The organism is Streptomyces sp. NPDC001902 (genome assembly GCF_042891295.1).
GTDB lineage: Bacteria > Actinomycetota > Actinomycetes > Streptomycetales > Streptomycetaceae > Actinacidiphila.
In genome coordinates this window covers 278,831-297,359 of record NZ_JBIATA010000007.1, presented here as the reverse complement: position 1 = coordinate 297,359, position 18,529 = coordinate 278,831, and the positions used below count along the sequence as shown (strand labels likewise).

The 18,529-nt window shown below is 73.3% G+C and carries 17 protein-coding genes and 1 tRNA gene; 12 read left to right on the top strand and 6 right to left on the bottom strand.

What is annotated here, in order from left to right:
• The first annotated feature begins 391 nt into the window (after positions 1-391).
• The 3 genes from ACFYYN_RS15380 (at position 392) to ACFYYN_RS15370 (ending at position 2,603) form a co-directional block, all read left to right on the top strand.
• Positions 392-1,171, top strand: coding sequence for a sortase domain-containing protein (locus ACFYYN_RS15380; protein WP_500546176.1), 780 nt, complete (start codon positions 392-394; stop codon positions 1,169-1,171).
• Positions 1,172-1,241: 70 nt separating this feature from the next.
• On the top strand, positions 1,242-2,006 hold the full coding sequence (locus tag ACFYYN_RS15375; protein WP_500533693.1) for a phosphate ABC transporter ATP-binding protein: 765 nt from the start codon (positions 1,242-1,244) through the stop codon (positions 2,004-2,006).
• A gap of 9 nt (positions 2,007-2,015) precedes the next feature.
• Complete coding sequence (locus tag ACFYYN_RS15370) at positions 2,016-2,603, top strand: flavoprotein (protein WP_500546175.1); 588 nt, start codon at positions 2,016-2,018, stop codon at positions 2,601-2,603.
• A 305-nt stretch (positions 2,604-2,908) separates the two neighbouring features.
• On the opposite strand, the gene ACFYYN_RS15365 is transcribed toward ACFYYN_RS15370, so the two are convergent.
• A tRNA-Arg gene (locus tag ACFYYN_RS15365) sits at positions 2,909-2,981 on the bottom strand.
• A gap of 304 nt (positions 2,982-3,285) precedes the next feature.
• Between ACFYYN_RS15365 and ACFYYN_RS15360 the strand changes: the two genes are divergently transcribed.
• The 4 genes from ACFYYN_RS15360 (at position 3,286) to ACFYYN_RS15345 (ending at position 8,764) form a co-directional block, all read left to right on the top strand.
• Complete coding sequence (locus ACFYYN_RS15360; protein ID WP_500546174.1) at positions 3,286-4,953, top strand: dynamin family protein; 1,668 nt, start codon at positions 3,286-3,288, stop codon at positions 4,951-4,953.
• A gap of 4 nt (positions 4,954-4,957) precedes the next feature.
• Complete coding sequence (locus ACFYYN_RS15355) at positions 4,958-6,556, top strand: GTPase (RefSeq protein ID WP_500546173.1); 1,599 nt, start codon at positions 4,958-4,960, stop codon at positions 6,554-6,556.
• Between the two features lie 115 nt (positions 6,557-6,671).
• Positions 6,672-7,115, top strand: a complete 444-nt coding sequence (gene ssb / locus ACFYYN_RS15350) for a single-stranded DNA-binding protein (protein ID WP_500335174.1) — start codon at positions 6,672-6,674, stop codon at positions 7,113-7,115.
• Between the two features lie 233 nt (positions 7,116-7,348).
• Entirely contained in the window at positions 7,349-8,764 is a 1,416-nt protein-coding gene (locus tag ACFYYN_RS15345; RefSeq protein ID WP_500322846.1) for an LAETG motif-containing sortase-dependent surface protein, read from the top strand.
• Positions 8,765-8,955: 191 nt separating this feature from the next.
• Here ACFYYN_RS15345 and ACFYYN_RS15340 read toward each other — a convergent pair whose 3' ends face one another.
• Entirely contained in the window at positions 8,956-9,972 is a 1,017-nt protein-coding gene (locus ACFYYN_RS15340) for a DNA-directed RNA polymerase subunit alpha (RefSeq protein ID WP_499511943.1), read from the bottom strand.
• Positions 9,973-10,178: 206 nt separating this feature from the next.
• Between ACFYYN_RS15340 and ACFYYN_RS15335 the strand changes: the two genes are divergently transcribed.
• Positions 10,179-10,400 carry a hypothetical protein gene (locus tag ACFYYN_RS15335; protein WP_499511942.1) on the top strand — a complete coding sequence of 74 codons (222 nt, stop codon included), beginning with the start codon at positions 10,179-10,181 and terminating at the stop codon, positions 10,398-10,400.
• A 314-nt stretch (positions 10,401-10,714) separates the two neighbouring features.
• On the opposite strand, the gene ACFYYN_RS15330 is transcribed toward ACFYYN_RS15335, so the two are convergent.
• Positions 10,715-11,515 carry an SDR family NAD(P)-dependent oxidoreductase gene (locus ACFYYN_RS15330; RefSeq protein ID WP_500546172.1) on the bottom strand — a complete coding sequence of 267 codons (801 nt, stop codon included), beginning with the start codon at positions 11,513-11,515 and terminating at the stop codon, positions 10,715-10,717.
• 209 nt (positions 11,516-11,724) lie between these two features.
• Here ACFYYN_RS15330 and ettA point away from each other — a divergent pair, with 209 nt between their 5' ends.
• Genes ettA through ACFYYN_RS15315 form a run of 3 tightly spaced genes read left to right on the top strand, consistent with a single transcriptional unit; the run spans position 11,725 to position 14,538 of the window.
• A complete protein-coding gene (ettA, locus tag ACFYYN_RS15325) occupies positions 11,725-13,389 on the top strand; it encodes an energy-dependent translational throttle protein EttA (protein ID WP_500322862.1) in 1,665 nt (554 codons plus the stop codon).
• Between the two features lie 7 nt (positions 13,390-13,396).
• The gene (locus ACFYYN_RS15320) at positions 13,397-13,849 is read left to right on the top strand and encodes an acyl-CoA thioesterase (RefSeq protein ID WP_499511938.1); all 453 of its coding nucleotides are present in this window, start codon (positions 13,397-13,399) and stop codon (positions 13,847-13,849) included.
• Positions 13,846-14,538: a DUF8010 domain-containing protein gene (locus ACFYYN_RS15315; RefSeq protein WP_500546171.1), complete on the top strand. Its 693-nt coding sequence runs from the start codon at positions 13,846-13,848 to the stop codon at positions 14,536-14,538. The genes ACFYYN_RS15320 and ACFYYN_RS15315 overlap by 4 nt, the downstream gene beginning before the upstream one ends.
• Here ACFYYN_RS15315 and ACFYYN_RS15310 read toward each other — a convergent pair whose 3' ends face one another.
• Positions 14,539-14,943, bottom strand: coding sequence for a globin (locus ACFYYN_RS15310; protein ID WP_500359270.1), 405 nt, complete (start codon positions 14,941-14,943; stop codon positions 14,539-14,541).
• Between the two features lie 62 nt (positions 14,944-15,005).
• Here ACFYYN_RS15310 and ACFYYN_RS15305 point away from each other — a divergent pair, with 62 nt between their 5' ends.
• On the top strand, positions 15,006-16,157 hold the full coding sequence (locus ACFYYN_RS15305) for a methyltransferase domain-containing protein (protein ID WP_500322866.1): 1,152 nt from the start codon (positions 15,006-15,008) through the stop codon (positions 16,155-16,157).
• On the opposite strand, the gene ACFYYN_RS15300 is transcribed toward ACFYYN_RS15305, so the two are convergent.
• Together ACFYYN_RS15300 and ACFYYN_RS15295 are read right to left on the bottom strand one after the other, a co-directional pair.
• Positions 16,138-17,046, bottom strand: a complete 909-nt coding sequence (locus ACFYYN_RS15300; RefSeq protein ID WP_500546170.1) for an FHA domain-containing protein — start codon at positions 17,044-17,046, stop codon at positions 16,138-16,140. The two genes, ACFYYN_RS15305 and ACFYYN_RS15300, sit on opposite strands and share 20 nt — an antisense overlap.
• Before the next feature lie 99 nt (positions 17,047-17,145).
• Positions 17,146-18,495, bottom strand: a complete 1,350-nt coding sequence (locus tag ACFYYN_RS15295) for a vWA domain-containing protein (protein WP_500546169.1) — start codon at positions 18,493-18,495, stop codon at positions 17,146-17,148.
• Positions 18,496-18,529 lie beyond the last annotated feature (34 nt).

Genomic DNA, 18,529 nt, shown 5'->3' with positions numbered 1-18,529 from the left:
GATTCAGGCGCGGCGTGAGTCTTGGGAAAGCCGCTCCCCGGCGGCCGCCGGGCGTCGCCCCGACGGCCCTCCCGCGGCACCGGAAGCCCCCCCCCCCGGGCCCCCCCGCCCCCCCCCGCCCCGCCGGTGGGCCCCCCCCCCCCCCCCCCCGGCCCCCCCCCCGGCCCCCCCCCGCCCCCCCCGGGGGCCCCCCCCCCGCCCCCCCCGCCCCCGCCCCGCCCCCCCCCCCCCGCCGCCCGCCCCCCCCCCCCGCGCCCCCGCCCCCCCCCCCCCCCCCCCCCCCGGCCCGCCCCCCCCCCCCCCCCCCCCCCCCCCCCCCCCCCCCGGCCCCGGCCCGCGGGTCGCCGGGGCGGCGCTGAGCATCCTGGCGGCCCTGCTCCTCGGCTTCGTCGTGGACGTGGGCCTGCTCGGCCAGGTCCGCCACGCCCGCGACCAGCAGGTCGACTACGCCGCCCTGCGCAGTGACCTCGCCAACGGGGTGGCACCCGTGGGCGGCTCGGGCGACGGCGTCAAGCCGCTGACCTCCGGCACCCCGGTGGCGGTGCTCTCCGTCCCCGGGCTCGGAGTGCGCGAGGTCGTCGGCGAGGGCACCACCTCGGAGGTCCTGACCCGCGGTCCGGGCCACCGGCGTGACACTCCGCTGCCCGGCCAGGCCGGTACCAGCGTCATCATGGGGCGCCAGGCCTCCTACGGAGGCCCCTTCCGGCACCTCGGCGGCCTCCACCCGGGCGAGCAGCTCACGGTGACCACCGGCCAGGGCGTGCACCGCTACCGCGTCGTCGCGGTCCGCCGCGCCGGTGACCCCCAGCCCGCGCCGCCCGCGGCCGGCAAGGGCCGCCTGACGCTGATCACCGCCGAGGGCACCGCCTTCATGCCGCGCGGCATCCTGCGGGTGGACGCCGACCTGATGTCCGACGTCCAGCCCGCCTCCGCCCCCGCCGTCCCGCCCGGAGCGCTGCCGGCCGACGAGACCGCCATGGCCGTTCAGGAGACCGCCTGGCTGCCCGTGGTCCTGTGGGGCCAGGGCCTGCTCCTGGCCGCCGCCGGCATCGCCTGGGCGCACGCCCGCTGGGGACGGCGGCACGCCTGGGTCGTCGGCGTCCCCGTGCTCGGCCTGCTCGGCCTCCTCGTCGCGGACCACGCGGCCCTGCTCCTGCCCAACCTGATGTGAGGACCCGTTCGTGACCGAGACCACCATCCCGCTCCCGCCGATCACGCAGGACGCCCGCCCCGGCGCCACCCTGGAGGCCCGCCGCATCTCGTGCTGGTTCGGCGACCACAAGGTCCTCGAACGGGTCTCCCTGACCATGCCCGCCGGGCAGGTCACCGCCCTCATCGGCCCCTCGGGCTGCGGCAAGTCCACCTTCCTGCGGACCCTCAACCGCATGCACGAACTCGTGCCGTCCGCCTCCCTGGCGGGCGAAGTCCTGCTGGACGGCGAGGACATCTACGCCCGCGGGCGCCGCCTCACCGAGGCCCGCCGCCGCATCGGCATGGTCTTCCAGAAGCCCAACCCCTTTCCGGCGATGTCGATCTACGACAACGTCACCGCGGGCCTGAAGCTCACCGGGCAGCGGGTCCGCGACGCCGCGAAGGACGCACTCGTCGAGGAGTGCCTGACCAAGGCCGGCCTCTGGAAGGAGGTCCGGGCCCGGCTGCGCCAGCCCGGCGGCGCCCTCTCCGGCGGCCAGCAGCAACGCCTGTGCATCGCCCGCTCGCTGGCCGTACGGCCCAAGGTGCTGCTCATGGACGAGCCCTGCTCGGCGCTGGACCCCACCTCGACCCGGCGCATCGAGGAGACGATCCGCGAACTCGCCCACGAGGTCACGATCGTGATCGTCACCCACAACATGCAGCAGGCCGCCCGCGTTTCGGACCAGTGCGCCTTCTTCCTCGCCGAACAGGGCACCCCCGGCGGCATCGTGGAGCACGGCCCCACCCCCGCCATGTTCGGCAGCCCGACCGATCCGCGGACGGCCGACTACGTGGAGGGCCGGTTCGGGTAAGGGGTGCCCATGCCTCCTCACACCTCCCCACCCCAGGTGCGGCCGGTCCGCGGGGTCCTCGCCGTCGTCGGCTCGGCCGCCGACGGCGTCGAGACCCTGCGCGAGGGCCTCGTCCTGCCCGCGCTCGCCCGCGGCTGGCGCGTCGCCGTCACGCTCACCCCGACCGCCGCACGCTGGCTCGGGGAACAGGGCGAGACCGGGCGGCTGCGCGACGTGACCGGCCTCCCCGTGCGCGACCGGTCGCGGCTCCCCGGCGAGCCGCGGCCCCATCCGGCCGCCGACTGCTGCGTGCTGGCCCCGGCCACCGCCAACACCCTGGCCAAACTCGCCCTCGGCATCGCCGACAACCAGGCCCTCACCCTGCTCGCGGAGGTCCTCGGCACCTCGCACGTGCCGCTGGTCGCCGTCCCGGCCGTCAACGCGGCCCACGCCCGCCACCCGGCCTGGCCCCGCCACCTCGCCACCCTCCGCGCGGCCGGCGTCCACCTCCTCCACGACCCGGACGCCCGGCCCCTCCCGGGACCGGGCGAGGCCCCTGACGGCCGCGGTCTCCCGTGGGCCGACGTCCTGGACGCGGTCGACCGTACGACGGGATGACGGCGGCGGTCCGTCCGTCGCGAGGGAGGGGCGGAGACCGGCCAATCGTGAACGGCCGATTCAGGCGCGGCGTGAGTCTTGGGAAAGCCGCTCCCCGGCGGCCGCCGGGCGTCGCCCCGACGGCCCTCCCGCGGCACCGGAAGCCCCGCCCGCGGGCCCCACCGGCCGCCGCCGGCCCGGCCGTTGCGACCCCGCCCCCACCCCGCGGCGCGCACGCCGTGCGCACCTCCGGCACGCCCGGGTGACCGCCCTCGAACCCATGGTGACCAGCAAAAAAGCCCCTCCATAGGGAGGGGCGCAGTGGGTGCCCCCGGCAGGACTCGAACCTGCGGCCAAGCGCTTAGAAGGCGCCTGCTCTATCCACTGAGCTACGGGGGCCGGACGTTGGCCGCGACCGAACCCGCCCCTTGTGTCGACGGTTCCGTGACCTTGCCGGGGACAAGGATAGGGCGCGGCTGATGTGCGGCCGGTTGCTTCGCCTTCATGACACGTTGTGTAGGTTCGGTGAAGCGGTCTGATAATCGCAGGCAGGTGCGAATGTCGCACCAGTTTTGGCGCCTCAGTCGACGGCTGTTGTGCACTCGTTATGCCGGTGTCTCTTCCGGCCCTTCTGTCCCGTTCCGGTCTTCTTGCGGGCCGAAAGGCGTGAACTAGGCGGAATACGCTTCAAAAACCCACCAAAATGGGGCATTCTGCCACTGTGGCGATCTTGGATGTACGGCCCGAACTCCTCGACGCGCTGTCGGCGCTGCGCGACCGCGTCGCGGACGCGCGCTTTCCCCTCCCCCTTCCCGGAGCCGAGCGGGCCCGCCGCACACGTCAAGAGCTGCTGGCGCAGCTCGACGACTATCTGGTGCCCCGGCTGAAGGCGCCCGAAGCGCCGCTGCTGGCCGTGGTGGGCGGTTCGACGGGAGCGGGGAAGTCCACGCTCGTGAACTCGCTGATCGGGCGGCGGGTGAGTGACGCGGGCGTGCTGCGCCCCACGACGCGCACACCGGTGCTGGTGTGCCACCCCCAGGACCGCGCGTGGTTCGCCGATCCGCGGGTGCTGCCGGGCCTGGCCCGGGCCTGGGCACCGCGACCCAGGACCGCGGCCGACGCCGACGGGGAGGAGAGGCCGGACGGGAACGACGAGGAGCGCGAGGCGGAGGAGACCAGGCTGTGGCTGCGCCTGGAGACCGACGACACGCTGCCGCGCGGGCTCGCCCTGCTGGACGCGCCCGACATCGACTCTCTCGTCTCCCGCAACCGCGAGCTCGCCGCCGAACTGCTCTGCGCGGCCGACATCTGGATCCTGGTGACCACCGCGTCGCGCTACGCCGACGCCGTGCCGTGGCACCTGCTGCGTACGGCCAAGGAGTACGACGTCACCCTGGCCACCGTCCTGGACCGGGTGCCGCACCAGATCGCCGAGGACGTCTCGCAGCACTACGCGGCCCTCCTGACCCGGGCCGGGCTCGGGGACGTGCCGCGGTTCACCGTCCCGGAACTGCCCGAGTCCGCGGGGGCCGGCGGGCTGCTGCCGCACACCGCGGTGGCGGCGCTCGGCAGCTGGCTCGCGCACTGCGCCGAGGACCCGGCCGCGCGGCACCAGGCGGCACGGCGCACCGTGACCGGGGTGCTGGGCTCGCTCGGCAACCGGCTCCCGGAGCTGGCCGGCGCCTCGGCCGCGCAGCACGCCGCCGCGGTACGTCTGACCCGCCACGTGGACAACGCCTACGACGAGGCCGAGTCGCGCGTGCAGGAGGCCGTCGGCGCCGGGGCGCTGCTCGCCGGGGACGCCCTGGCCAGCTGGCGCGGCTACCCCGACTGCGGCCCTGCGGCCCTGCTGTGCGCCCTCGCCGAGAGCCTGGCGGTCCAGCTGCGCACCGAGGTCGCGGCGGCGGACGAGCGGACCCTCGACGCCTGGCGCGGCGACCGCGCGGGCGCCGTCCTGACGGAGGACGCCGACCCGGAGGCGGCCGCCGACGACGCCGCCGAGCGGATCGAGGACGCCGTCGACACCTGGGGGTTCACGGTGAACCGCCTCGCGCACCAGTCGGTGCGCGGCAGCGCGGAGGGCGTCGACCCGCAGCACGCGGCGGCACTGATCGCGGTCGCCGTGCTCGGCGGCCGCAAGGGCACGGTCGCGGGCGAGCGGCTCGCCTCCCTCGTCGGCGCGCAGGCGGCGCTGCGGGCGGGCGACCGGGCGCGCGAGGAGCTGGACCGGCTCGTCGGCGAGGTGCTCGACGCGGAGCGGGAACTGCGGGTGCTCCCGGTGGACGCGCTGGATGTGACGGCGGCCCAGCAGGCGTCGCTGATCGCGGAGCTTTCGGTCGTGCAGAAGTCGTACGGACTCCAGGAGAGGTGATCAGGTGCTCACAGAGCGGGTGGACGCCCTGTCGGAACTGCTCGGGCTGTCGCGCACCCGCGTGAGCCACGAGGCGCTCGACGGGGCCGGGGAACTGCTGGAACGGGTCGGCGACCGGCGCCGGCTCTCCGCGGACCACACGGTGGTGGCGCTGGCGGGGGCGACGGGCAGCGGGAAGTCGTCCCTGTTCAACGCGCTGACCGGTCTGGAACTGTCGCGGATCGGCGTCCGCCGGCCCACCACCTCGGCGCCGGTCGCCTGTGCCTGGGACCCCCGGGGCGCCTCCGGGCTGCTGGACCGGCTCGGCATCGGGCCCAAGGCGCGGTTCGCCCGGCACAGCGTCCTGGACGAGGGGGCGGAACGGACGGACGACGGGCCCGCCGGCCTGGTCCTGCTCGACCTGCCGGACCACGACTCGGCGGCGACCGCCCACCGCGACCAGGTGGACCGGGTGCTGAAGCTCGTCGACGTGATCGTGTGGGTGCTCGACCCGGAGAAGTACGCGGACGCGGCGCTGCACGAGCGCTACCTGCGGCCGCTGGCCGGGCACGCCGACGTGACCGTCGTCGTCCTAAACCAGATCGACCGGCTCCCGGAGGAGGCCGTCGAGCAGGTCCTGGACGATCTGCGGCGGCTGCTCGACGACGACGGGCTCGCCGTCGGCGAGCACGGCGAGGACGGCGCCATGGTGCTGGCCACCTCGGCGCTGAACGGTGACGGCGTGCCGGAGCTGCGGGCGGCCATCGGCCAGGTCGTGGCGGAGCGCGCGGCCGCGAGCCGGCGGCTGTCCGCGGACGTGGACGGGCTCGCCGAGCGGCTGCGCCCGCTGTACGTCGCCGAGGGGATGACGGGGCTCACCGACCGGTCCCGCGAGGACTTCACGGCGAGCCTCGCCCACGCCGTGGGCGCCGCGGCGGCGGGCCGGGCGGCGGAGCGCGCCTGGGCCAGGGCCGCCGAGGAGGCGTGCGGCACCCCGTGGCGGCGGCTGCGCCGCGGACGTGGCGCCGGTCTGCGCGACGGCATCCTCGACGGCCGCCGCCCGACGCTGTCGGCGTCCCGCGCGTCGGTCGACGAGGCGGTGCGCGCGGTCGCGGCGGAGGCCGTCGAGGGGTTGCCCGCTCCCTGGGCGCAGGCGGTACGGGAAGCCGCGCGCCGCGGTGGCCGCACGCTCCCGGAGGCGCTGGACGCGACGGTGGAGCGGGTGGCGCCGGACGAGCCGCTGCGTCCCCGGTGGTGGACGGTGGTCGGTACGGCGCAGTGGCTGCTGGCGCTGCTCGCGACGGTGGCGCTGACGTCGGGGATCGCGACGGCGGCGAGCGCGTTGCGGCTGCCGTGGTGGCTGCCGCCCGCGCTGCTGGCCGTGGGCGCACTGGGCGGTCCGCTGCTCACCCGGGTGAGCCGGTTCGCGGCCCGCGGCCCGGCCCGGCGGCACGGCCAGGCCGCGGAGCGGCGGATGGCCGACGCGGCGGCCGACTGCGGGCGGGCGCGGGTGCTGGAGCCGCTGGCGGCGGAATTGCTGCGTTACCGGGAAGTGCGGGAGCAGTACGGGGTGCTCTCGGGAAACCACTTCCGGGTGACGGAGTTGTCCACAACAGGTCAGTAATCCACAGGTTGAATCCCATTTCTCCACGGGGGGCGCGGCGGGCGCACCATGGAGCCATCGCGGGGCCGGCGGCAGGGGGCCGCCGGCCGGCGACGGCAACGGGGGAGCATCGGCAATGAACGAGACACTGGTCACCGTCGTGGGGAATGTCGCGACCAGGCCGGAATTCCGGAAGACGCCCACGGGCGTGCCGGTCGCCAGGTTCCGGCTGGCGACGACCGCGCGCCGCTGGGACCGGGAGCGCGGTGGCTGGTCCGACGGGCACACCAGCTTCTACACGGTGTGGGCCTGGCGGCAGCTGGGGGAGAACGTGGTGGCGTCGGTCGGGGTCGGCGAACCGCTGCTCGTCCAGGGACGCCTGAGGGTGCGTGAGGAGGAGCGCGACGGCCAGCGCTGGATCTCCGCCGATGTCGACGCGATCGCCTGCGGCCATGATCTGACGCGCGGGACCTCGGCGTTCCGGCGGGTGTCCGTGGGCCGCCCGGAACTGATGGTTCCGAATTCCGCCGCGGGCGCTGGGGAGCCACTCGCCGATCCGCTGGCCGCCCTGTCCGGATAAGCCGGACAGCTGCACATTCGCCCCGCGGTAAAACGTCGATGATTTATCGACAATTTCACGTCTATGCCTACGCGCGGGTAACGATTGCGATTCGAATTCCCGGGCGGCCGTGAATCCTGGTGGCTTTGGTGCGGTTGGTTCCTAGGATTCTGCGGAACCCCGGCTTTCCGCGGGGATCCACAGCTGTCGGCGAGGCGTGCCCCCACGACCAGCCTCGCCCGGAGGGGAAATCCATGTTCACTGTACGGAGGCGGGGAGCTGCCCGTCTTGCCGTAGCGATGGTGGCCTCAGGCCTCCTCGCCGCGGGTTCCATAGCCGTTGCCGGGTCCGCCATCGCGGACGACGCGACCCCCACCGCGCCCGGTGCGACGGCGACGCTCGGCGGCCTGAAGACTGCCGACAGGGCCGTCATCACGGAGAAGGGCAACAAGGAGGAGGTCGGCGCCGGCCTCTTCGAGATGTCCGTCGATGGCGGTGGCACGATCCAGACGTACTGCATCGACATCAAGAACCCCACGCAGAGCAGCGCGAAGTACAAGGAAGTCTCCTGGGACCAGTCGAGCCTGCACAACAACGTTGACGCGGGGAAGATCAACTGGATCCTGCAGAACTCGTACCCCCAGATCGACGACCTCGCCGCCCTGCAGAAGAAGGCCGGCATCAAGAAGGGCGCCCTGACTCCGGGGCTTGCCGCCGCCGGTACCCAGGTGGCCATCTGGCGCTTCTCCGACAAGGCCAATGTGACCGCGGTCAACCCGCTCGCCGAGCAGCTCGCGGACTGGCTGCAGAAGAGCGCCAAGAACCTCGAGGAGCCCGCGGCGTCGCTGACCCTCGACCCGCCGGCGGTCTCCGGCAAGGCCGGTGACCTGCTCGGTCCGATCAAGGTCCACACCAACGCCTCCACCGTCCAGGTGAGCCCCGCGCCCAGCAACCCCTCCGGCGTCAAGGTCACCGACAAGAACGGCACCGCGGTCACCTCCGCCAAGGACGGCGACGAGGTCTACTTCGACGTCGAGGCCGGCACCCCCGACGGCACGACCTCGCTGACCGCCACCGCGAACACCAAGCTCCCGGTCGGCCGCGCGTTCACGGGCGTCAACAGCACCACGCAGGTCCAGATCCTCGCCGGCTCCAGCGACAGCTCCGTCTCCGCGACGACCACCGGCACCTGGGCCGCCAAGGGCCCGATCCCGGCGGTCTCCGCCGAGGTCAACTGCGCCAAGAACGGCCTGGACGTGACGGCCGCCAACGAGGGTGACAAGCCGTTCACCTTCACGCTGGCCGACAAGGAGTACACGGTCGAGGCCGGAAAGTCCGAGACCATCACCGTGCCGGTGGCCGAGGACCAGCACTACAAGGTCACCATCACCGGCCCCGAGGGGTTCGAGAAGACCTTCGAGGGCGTCCTCGACTGCGAGACCGCCGGCAACGGCGGCGACACCCCGTCCTCCTCGCCCAGCCCGGCCTCGGCCGGCGGCTCCTCCGAGGGCACCGGTGACACCGGCTCCACCACCGGCGGCGACCTCGCCGAGACCGGTTCGAGCAGCGCCACCCCGGTGATCGCCGGCATCGCGATCGTCCTGGTCGTCCTCGGTGGCGGCGCGGTCTTCTTCCTCCGCAAGAAGAAGGCGGCCCCCTCCGCCGAGTGAGCTGACACCACTGGCCGCTCCTGAGCGAAGGGGGCGGAGGTCGAAAGACCTCCGCCCCCTTCGCCGTTCCGCGGCACGCACGGACGCCCGCAACAGGTCTGCGGGTCCGCCCCTACCGCGGACAGCGGCTTGGCGGCGCCACGACGTTCCCCTCGGGGTGATCTCCGAGGGGAACGCCACATGGCACGGGCTCAGTACTGTTCGGTCTCCACGAAACCGGCGTCCGCGCCGTCGTCCGCGCCGAAGGCGGCGGCGGTCGGGTCGAATCCGGGCGGGCTGTCCTTGAGGGCCAGGCCCAGGCCGGCCAGCTTCGCCTTGACCTCGTCGATCGACTTCGCACCGAAGTTGCGGATGTCGAGCAGGTCGGCCTCGGAGCGTGCCAGCAGCTCACCCACCGAGTGAACGCCCTCACGCTTGAGGCAGTTGTAGGAACGGACGGTGAGCTCGAGCTCCTCGATCGGCAGCGCCATGTCGGCGGCGAGCGCGGCGTCCGTGGGGGACGGGCCCATGTCGATGCCCTCGGCGTCGACGTTGAGCTCGCGGGCGAGCCCGAACAGCTCGACCAGGGTCTTGCCGGCCGAGGCCATCGCGTCGCGCGGACGCATGGCCTGCTTGGTCTCGACGTCGACGATCAGCTTGTCGAAGTCGGTGCGCTGCTCGACACGGGTCGCCTCGACCTTGTAGGTGACCTTGAGCACCGGGCTGTAGATGGAGTCGACCGGGATGCGGCCGATCTCCTGGCCCTGCTGCTTGTTCTGGACGGCCGAGACGTAGCCGCGACCGCGCTCGACGGTCAGCTCCACCTCCAGCTTGCCCTTGCCGTTCAGGGTGGCCAGGACGAGGTCGGGGTTGTGCACCTCGACGCCGGCCGGGGGCGCGATGTCGGCGGCGGTGACGACGCCGGGGCCCTGCTTGCGCAGGTACATCACGACGGGCTCGTCGTGCTCCGAGGAGACGACGAGCTGCTTGATGTTGAGGATGAGGTCGGTGACGTCCTCCTTGACGCCCGGCACGGTGGTGAACTCGTGCAGGACGCCGTCGACCCGGATCGAGGTGACGGCGGCGCCGGGGATCGACGACAGGAGGGTGCGGCGGAGCGAGTTGCCGAGGGTGTAGCCGAAGCCCGGCTCCAGCGGTTCGATCACGAACCGGGAACGGAACTCGTCGACGACCTCTTCGGTCAGTGAGGGACGCTGAGCAATCAGCACGGGGTATTGCCTCCAGTGTTTGGCGCCCGCTATGTGACGCCGTAGACACCATGAAGGGTACGGGTGGGACGGCCCCCCGCGTGGCTGACCCGCCCGTCCGCCGGCCGGCCGGCGGCCCGGAGCCTGCCGGAGCGAGTACAACGATCAGCTATCCGTGCCCCCGAGAGTCAGCCACCGAGGCATTTCGTGGGTGCATACTGGGGGCAATGACTAAGCCTGCTGCACCGAAGCGTCATTTGCCCACCAGCCCCTTCAAGGCCCCGGTCGCGCCCGCTCCCAAGCACTTCGCGGTGGGCGACCAGGTCACGCACGACATCCACGGTCTCGGGCGGGTAGTCGACGTCGACGAGGGAACCGCGGTCGTCGTGGATTTCGGCTCGGCGCAAATGCGGATCTTGAGCCCGTACAGCAAGATGACCAAGCTGTAGGACCGCTGTGCCGGGTCACGGCACGCCAGGGCCCTTCAGGGGGTCCTGTTACGAAAGGGAAACCTCTCATCGATGTGACGTCGCTGTTCTCCGCCCCGGAAGGGCAACCCCGCGGTACCACCGCACCGTCGCCGTCTCCGACGACGAACCCCTTCCAGGCCCCGGACTTCGGGGAGGACGAGACCTTCGCTCCCGAGGACGTACAGGAGCCCGCCTCGGGCATGCGCGCCCCGCGGCCCAAGCGCACGTAGCCCCCACGGGTGCCGGCGGTTCCGCCGGCACGCAGAGGGACGACCACGGAACCAGGCCCGTACTCAGCCGCTGACGGATCCGCAGCTGAGGTTGACCACGGTCCCCGTGATGGCGCCCGCCCGGTCGGATGCCATGAAAGCTGCCGTCTCCGCCACTTCGGCCAGTTTCGGCAGCCGGCGCAGCGCGGTGCCGCGTTCCATGTAGGCCTTCACCGTGGGGCTGTCCTCGGGATCGGGCTCTGCGTCGTCGATCATGCCCCAGGACACCCAAGCTTCCGGGATGCCGTCCGGGCGCAGGCAGACGACGCGTACGCCGCGCGGTCCGACCTCACCGGCCAGGTGCCGGGAGAGCAGTTCCACGGCGCCGCAGGCGACGCCGAAGCCCCCGGTCGCATGGAAGCCCTGGTCCCGGCCGGAGAGGTGCGCTGCCGCCGTGGAGAAGGTCACGATCACCCCCGAGCCCTGTTCGGCCATGTACCGGGCCGCGGTCGTCGCGGTGACGAAGTTGGCGGTGGCCGCGGTGGTGATCGGCGTCAGGAAGTCGTCCACGGACATACCGGTCAGCGGCGTGCCCTGCAGGTCACCGCGGATGCTGACCGCGTTCACGGAGACGTCGAGCCGGCCCGTCGTCCGGACCACCTCGGCGGCGTGCCGCTCGACCGCCTCCCGGTCGAGCGCGTCGACCTGGGCGACGTCGGCCCGGCCGCCGGCGGCCTCGATCTCCCCGGCCAGCTCCTTCAGCCCGGCGAGCCTGCGACCGGTGAGGAAGACCCGTGCCCCCTCCCGGCCGAAGGTTCGGGCCACGGTCCGCCCGACCGCACCGCCCGCGCCGTAGACGACCGCGGTCTTGTTCTCCAGCAGCATGTCCGGTCCCCCTGATCAGAGTCTGTGTCGATCGTGTGGGCACCCTAGACGCCGGTACCGACAGACGGACTCCCGTGTGCCGTTCCGCGCGCCTGCGGAGCCGGCCGGAAGCGTGAGGGACGTCGCCCGGGTACTCGTTTCCGCCCAGGGGTGGACGGCTGGCAAGATGGGGTGTATCTGCCCACACATCGAACGCCGGACGGTTTCTCTTGGCTGAGTTCATCTACACCATGCGCAAGACGCGCAAGGCGCACGGCGACAAGGTGATCCTGGACGACGTCACCCTGAGCTTCCTGCCCGGCGCGAAGATCGGTGTCGTGGGGCCCAACGGCGCCGGCAAGTCCACCGTGCTCAAGATCATGGCGGGACTGGAGCAGCCGTCCAACGGCGACGCGTTCCTCTCGCCCGGCTACTCGGTCGGCATCCTGCTGCAGGAGCCGCCGCTGGACGAGTCCAAGACCGTGCTGGAGAACGTCCAGGACGGCGTGGGCCCGGTCAAGGCCAAGCTGGACCGGTTCAACGAGATCGCCGAGCTGATGGCGACCGACTACTCCGACGCGCTGCTCGACGAGATGGGCAAGCTGCAGGAGGACCTGGACCACGCCAACGCCTGGGACCTGGACGCCCAGCTGGAGCAGGCGATGGACGCCCTCGGCTGCCCGCCCGGCGACTGGCCGGTGGTCAACCTCTCCGGTGGTGAGAAGCGCCGCGTCGCGCTCTGCAAGCTGCTGCTGGAGGCCCCCGACCTGCTGCTGCTCGACGAGCCCACCAACCACCTGGACGCCGAGTCCGTGCAGTGGCTGGAGCAGCACCTGGCCAAGTACGCGGGCACCGTCGTGGCGATCACCCACGACCGGTACTTCCTGGACAACGTCGCCGAGTGGATCCTCGAGCTCGACCGCGGCCGCGCCTACCCGTACGAGGGCAACTACTCCACGTACCTGGAGACCAAGCAGTCCCGTCTCAAGGTCGAGGGCCAGAAGGACGCCAAGCGCGCCAAGCGGCTCAAGGAAGAGCTGGAGTGGGTCCGCTCCAACGCCAAGGGCCGCCAGGCCAAGTCCAAGGCCCGCCTCGCCCGGTACGAGGAGATGGCCGCCGAAGCCGAGAAGATGCGCAAGCTCGACTTCGAGGAGATCCAGATCCCGCCGGGCCCGCGTCTGGGCAGCATCGTGGTCGAGGTCAACAACCTCTCCAAGGCGTTCGGCGACAAGGTCCTCATCGACGACCTGTCCTTCACGCTGCCGCGCAACGGCATCGTGGGCATCATCGGCCCCAACGGCGCCGGCAAGACCACGCTGTTCAAGATGATCCAGGGCCTGGAGGCCCCGGACGCCGGCACGATCAAGGTCGGCGAGACGGTCAAGATCTCCTACGTCGACCAGACCCGCGCCAACATCGACCCCAAGAAGACCCTCTGGGCGGTCGTGTCGGACGAGCTGGACTACATCAACGTCGGCCAGGTCGAGATGCCGTCCCGCGCGTACGTCAGCGCCTTCGGCTTCAAGGGCCCGGACCAGCAGAAGCCGGCCGGCATCCTGTCCGGCGGTGAGCGCAACCGCCTCAACCTGGCGCTCACCCTCAAGCAGGGCGGCAACCTGCTGCTCCTCGACGAGCCGACCAACGACCTCGACGTCGAGACCCTGTCCTCGCTGGAGAACGCGCTGCTGGACTTCCCCGGCTGCGCCGTGGTCGTCTCCCACGACCGCTGGTTCCTGGACCGGGTGGCCACCCACATCCTCGCCTACGAGGGCGACTCCAAGTGGTTCTGGTTCGAGGGCAACTTCGAGTCGTACGAGAAGAACAAGGTCGAGCGCCTCGGCCCGGACGCGGCCCGGCCGCACCGCGCCACCTACAAGAAGCTCACCCGGGGCTGAGCGGGAGATGGCCCGGCACATCTACCGCTGCCCGCTGCGCTGGTCGGACATGGACGCCTTCGGGCACGTCAACAACGTGGTCTTCCTCCGCTACCTGGAGGAGGCCCGGATCGACTTCATGTTCCGGCTGGCGCCCGGGGAGGGCAGCGAGTCGTTCACGGGCGGGTCGGTCGTCGCCCGCCACGAGATCGACTACCTGCGCCCGCTGGTGCACCGGCACGAGCCGGTGACGGTGGAGACGTGGGTGACCAAGGTGGGGGCCGCCTCACTGACCGTCGCGTACGAGGTCAAGGACGCGGAGGCGGTCTACGTGCGCGCCTCCACGATCGTGGTGCCGTACGACCTCGAGAAGGGCCGGCCGCGCCGGATCACGGCGGAGGAGCGGTCCTTCCTCGAGGGGTACTTCGACGACAGCGCGGGCTCGCCCGGTGACGCCGGCAAGGGGGCCGTCGCCGCATGACGGCACCCCTGCGACTCGCCGATGCCAGGGAGGCGGACGGTTTCGCCGCCTTCCTGGCCCGGCTGCTGCGCTGGGACAAGGCCGCCGTCGTCCGGCTGCGCGCCTCGGGCACGGTGCTCGCCGTGTTCGGGCAGCCGCCGTTCGGCGGCGGGGTCCTGGCCGTCCGCACGGCCGAGCTGGACGGGGCCGCCGGCGATCTGGACTCGACCGTCTCGGCCGGGCAGTTGCTCGACGGCATCGACGAGGTGACGGGCACGGTCGCCGTGCCCGCGGCCGTCACCGGGCCGGCCTGGGCCGGACTGCTCCCGCCGCGCGGCGGCTGGGAGCGGGTGCGGGGCCTGCCGTCCGCGGAGGACGTGCGCGCCGTGGCCGCCGCCGCGGTGACCGAGTTCCGCGACCGCAGTGAGGCACTGCGGCCGGAAAGCCGCACCCGCGCGGAGCTGGACGCCATCGCCGACGACATCTGGTCCCGGCAGCTCGGCGTCACCGGCCTGCCGCTGCGGGTGGTCCACGCCGCCCACGCGCTGGGCTTCCTCCGCCCGGTGCGCACCCCCGTCCCGGCACCGCGTGCGGGCGGCCGGCCGGCGGTGGAGCTGCTCTCGGTGGGGCCGTGGCTGCGGCTGCGCACGCCGTACGGCTCGGTCGCCGTCCGGCGCGGGGCGCCGGGGCTGTCGGTCAGCCCGGTGTGATCATCCCGCGGTGTTCACCATCGACGCCGCCGCGTAGACCAGGTAGTCCCACAGCTGCCGCTCGTGGTCGGGCTCCAGTTCCAGCTCGTCCACCGCGGTCCGCATGCGCCGCAGCCAGGCGTCGTGGGCGGCCTGGTCGACCCGGAAGGGCGCGTGGCGCATCCGCAGCCGGGGGTGTCCGCGGTTCTCGCTGTACGTGCGGGGACCGCCCCAGTACTGCATGAGGAAGAGCCTCATGCGCTCCTCTGCGGGCCCGAGGTCCTCCTCCGGGTACATGGGGCGCAGGACCGGGTCCTCGGCGACACCTTCGTAGAAGCGGCGGACGAGCCGCCGGAAGGTCGGCTCGCCGCCGACCGACTCGAAGAACGTCTGCTGCTCGACGGTGCCCCGCGGGATCTCATTCACGCCTCCCATGCTCTCAGACGGCCCGCGTTGTCCGGAGGGGGTCACCGTCGCAGAGTGGTCGTATGACGGATGGCGACCGGTACGCCGCGGCGGCGGTGCCGTTGCGGGCCCGGCTGGTGCGCCGGATCGCCGCGGCCGGGGGGCTGGCGGACCCGCGGTGGCGGGCCGCGTTCGAGGAGGTGCCGCGCCATCTGTTCGTCCCCGTCTACCACCGGCCCCGCTCCGGCGGAGGGTTCACCCGGCTGTCGGCGGACGACGCCGACCCGCGCGGCCGGTCCCGCTGGCTGTCCGGCGCCTACGCGGACGTACCGCTGATCACCCTGGTCCGGGACGGGGAACTGGTCTCCTCCAGCAGCCAGCCCTCGCTGATGGCCGCCATGCTGGGGGCGCTGCGGGTCGAGGACGGGCACCGGGTGCTGGAGATCGGCGCCGGGACCGGGTACAACGCCGCGCTGCTCGCGCACCGCCTCGGCACCGGGGCGGTGACCAGCGTGGACCTCGACGCGGAGATCACCGAGGCCGCCCGCGCCCACCTGGCCGCGGCGGGGCGCCGGGCGACGGTGGTCACCGGGGACGGGGCGCTGGGCTGCCCGGACCGCGCGCCGTACGACCGGATCGTCGCCACCTGCGAGCTGCCGTCGGTGCCGGAGGCGTGGCCCCGGCAGTGCCGGCCCGGCGGGCTGATCCTCGCGCCCTTCGCGGGCGGGCTGATCGCGCTGCGCGTGACGGGACCGGAGCGGGCCGAGGGGCGCTTCCTGCACACCCCCGCGTACTTCGTCTCGTTGCGGGGCGCCGGCGCGGCCCCGCGCCGGGCGGCCGCCGGCACCGACGGCACCCCCGGGCGCAGCCGTGCCAGCGACACCCCGCCGCGGGTCCTGGAGGACGAGCTGTTCCGCTTCCTGCTCGGCCTGTACGCCGGGGACGCCGAGGTCCACTGGACCCCGGGCGGCCCCACCGTCACGGCCGCCGACGGCTCCGCCGCGCACGCCGCCCGGGACGGCACGGTCCGGCTCACCGGGCCGCGGGACCTGTGGGCCGCCGTCGAGGAGGCGTACGCCCTGTGGCGCGGCCAGGGGCGGCCGCCCCGGGACCGCTTCGGCATGAGCGTGGCGGAGGGCCGCCAGTGGACCTGGCTGGACCGCCCGGACGGGCCGCACCGCTGGGAGCTGCGGCCCGCGCCGGGAACGGCCGGGGTCAGTCGCGGACGATCGTGATCGTCGTCCAGGCGCCGACGTGGACGCGGTCGCCGTCCGTCAGCGGAACGGGCACGAAGGGGTCGATGGGGTCCTCGCCGCCGTTGACGGTGGTCCCGTTGGTGGAGCCCTGGTCCACCACCGACCAGCTGCCGTCGGGCTGCTCCACCAGCACGGCGTGCTTGTGGGAGACGCCCGGGTCCTCGGGCGCCCGGGACAGGTCGATGTCGGGGGCCACGCCCGTGCTGTGCCGGCGCCGGCCGACGGTGACCTGGGGGCCCGCCAGCGGCATCCGCTGCTCGGGGGAGTAGGAGGGGAAGTACAGGCCGCGTGCCTCGGGGCCGCTGCGGGCCATCATGTCGGTGAAGTAGTCCCGGTCGGCGGCGATCACGGCGGTCCAGGTGCGCCGGCCCGCCTGCGGGGGCCCGGGGTCCGGCGGGCTCGGCGGGGTGAGCAGGAAGTCGCCCGAGCCGGAGGTCACCGACTCCGGGGCCAGCGGCTCGGCAGGGCGGTTGATCTGCGACGGGCGGGACCGTTGCGACTCGTAGCGCTGGTACGGCGGCCCGTCCGGCGGGTAGCCCGGGGAGGAGGGCGGCGCCTGCGGGACGAAGGTCGTCCCGGCCTGGGTGACGAAGTTGTAGCGGCACTCCTCGCAGAACTGGGCGTATCCCTCGCGCGGGGTGCCGCAGTTGGGGCAGGGCTCTGCGGCGGCGGTGGCGTCCGGGTCGTAGCCGAACCCGCCCTGGCCGTACCCGGGGTCGTACGCCGGTTCGTGCGCGGGCTCGTAACCGGGTGCGTGGCCCGGGGAGTAGCCGCCGGAGTACGGGGGCGCCGGCGGCGGCGCCGCGTACGTGGGCGGCGGGGACGACGGGCCGGGGACGGAGGGGGACGGTGGCGCGGACATGCGCATCCCGCACACCTCGCACCAGTCGTCCGTCGTGGACCGGTGACCGTTCGGACAAGTCGACATGTCGCGCTCTCCCCCTCTGCCCCGCCCTGTCCCGCTGCTCTATTTCTTCACGCGGACGGTCTTCGTCGAACGTGTCTCGAGGGTCATCTCGTCCGCGTCGGCGACCCGGGCCTTCAGCCGCACAGTACCCGTCGCCGCGTCCACCACGTCCACGACCTTGGCCAGCAGCTTGGCGGTGTCCTCGTTGCCGGAGTCGCTGGCCAGCTGCACCGCCCGGCCGAGCTTGGCGGTCGCGGAGTCGAGGTCGCCCTGCTTGCGGGCCTCCAGGCCCTGCTGGATGACCTGGGCCAGCTCCGCCTGCCCGGTGTAGTGGGCGACCTGCGGGTTGATCCGCGTGGAGGCCGCCATGTCGTCCGTCCACACCGCACGCACCAGCCCCTGGCCGAGCACGCGCGCGGTGCCGTCCGGCTGGGGCAGGACGAGGGAGATCCGGGCCGCCAGCATCTCCTGGCCGACGCCGGCCGACGGCACCACCACGTTGACGTGGTAGTCGCGCGACTCGTCGCCCCAGGAGCCCGTCGGGTAGTCGCCCGCGCGCGGACCGGCCTCGGTGCGGCGGGCGGTGAGGTCCTCCACCGTCGGCGCGACCTGCTTGACGTACCGGATCTCCGCGCCCTGCGGGGTCCACAGGCGCAGGGCCACGTCCGCGACCTCCTTGCCCATCGCGGTCTCCATCATCTGCCGGAAGTCCGCCTCGAGCCCGGACGGGTCGGCGACGATGTCCACCGTGCCGAGCAGCGCGGAGGCGATCCCGGTCAGCTCCTTGACCTCCCAGTCGGTGCCGACGCCACGCGCGTCGCAGGTGAAGCGGCCCGCGCAGGCGTCCAGCGCGGCGCGCAGCACCTCCGGCTTCTCGTGCTCGTTGCGGCCGTCGGTGAGCAGGATGCCGTGCCGTATCGACACGTCGGAGGTGGCCAGCAGCCGGTCGGCCAGCCGCAGCCAGGTGCCGATCGCGGTGCCGCCGCCCGAACTGAGGCGGCGCAGCGCCTCCTTGGCCTGGTGCCGGGTGGCCGGGTCGGCGACGGCCAGACCGCCGTTCGCCGGGTAGACCTCCTTGGCCTGGTGGGTGCCGGCGACCACGGCGAAGGCGACGCCGTCGCGGATGGTGTCGATGGCGGCGGCGGTCGCGTCGCGGGCGCTGCGCATCTTGGTCGGCGGGTAGTCCATGGAGCCCGAGCAGTCCACCATGATCACCACGGCCGCACCGGGCGCGGAGCCCGGCACGTCGCCGGGCGCGTGGGTGGCCAGCGGCAGCCCGCCGGTGGTGCCGCCGCCGGTCGAGGTCACGGTGACGATCGCGTTGACCTCGCGCCCGCCCTCCGGGAGGAACTCGTTCTGGTAGATGTCGACGGAGAACTGCGGCACGTTCGACTTGGAGAAGTTGGCCATCGGGTGCGCTCCTTGCGCTTGTTCAACCTTCGGA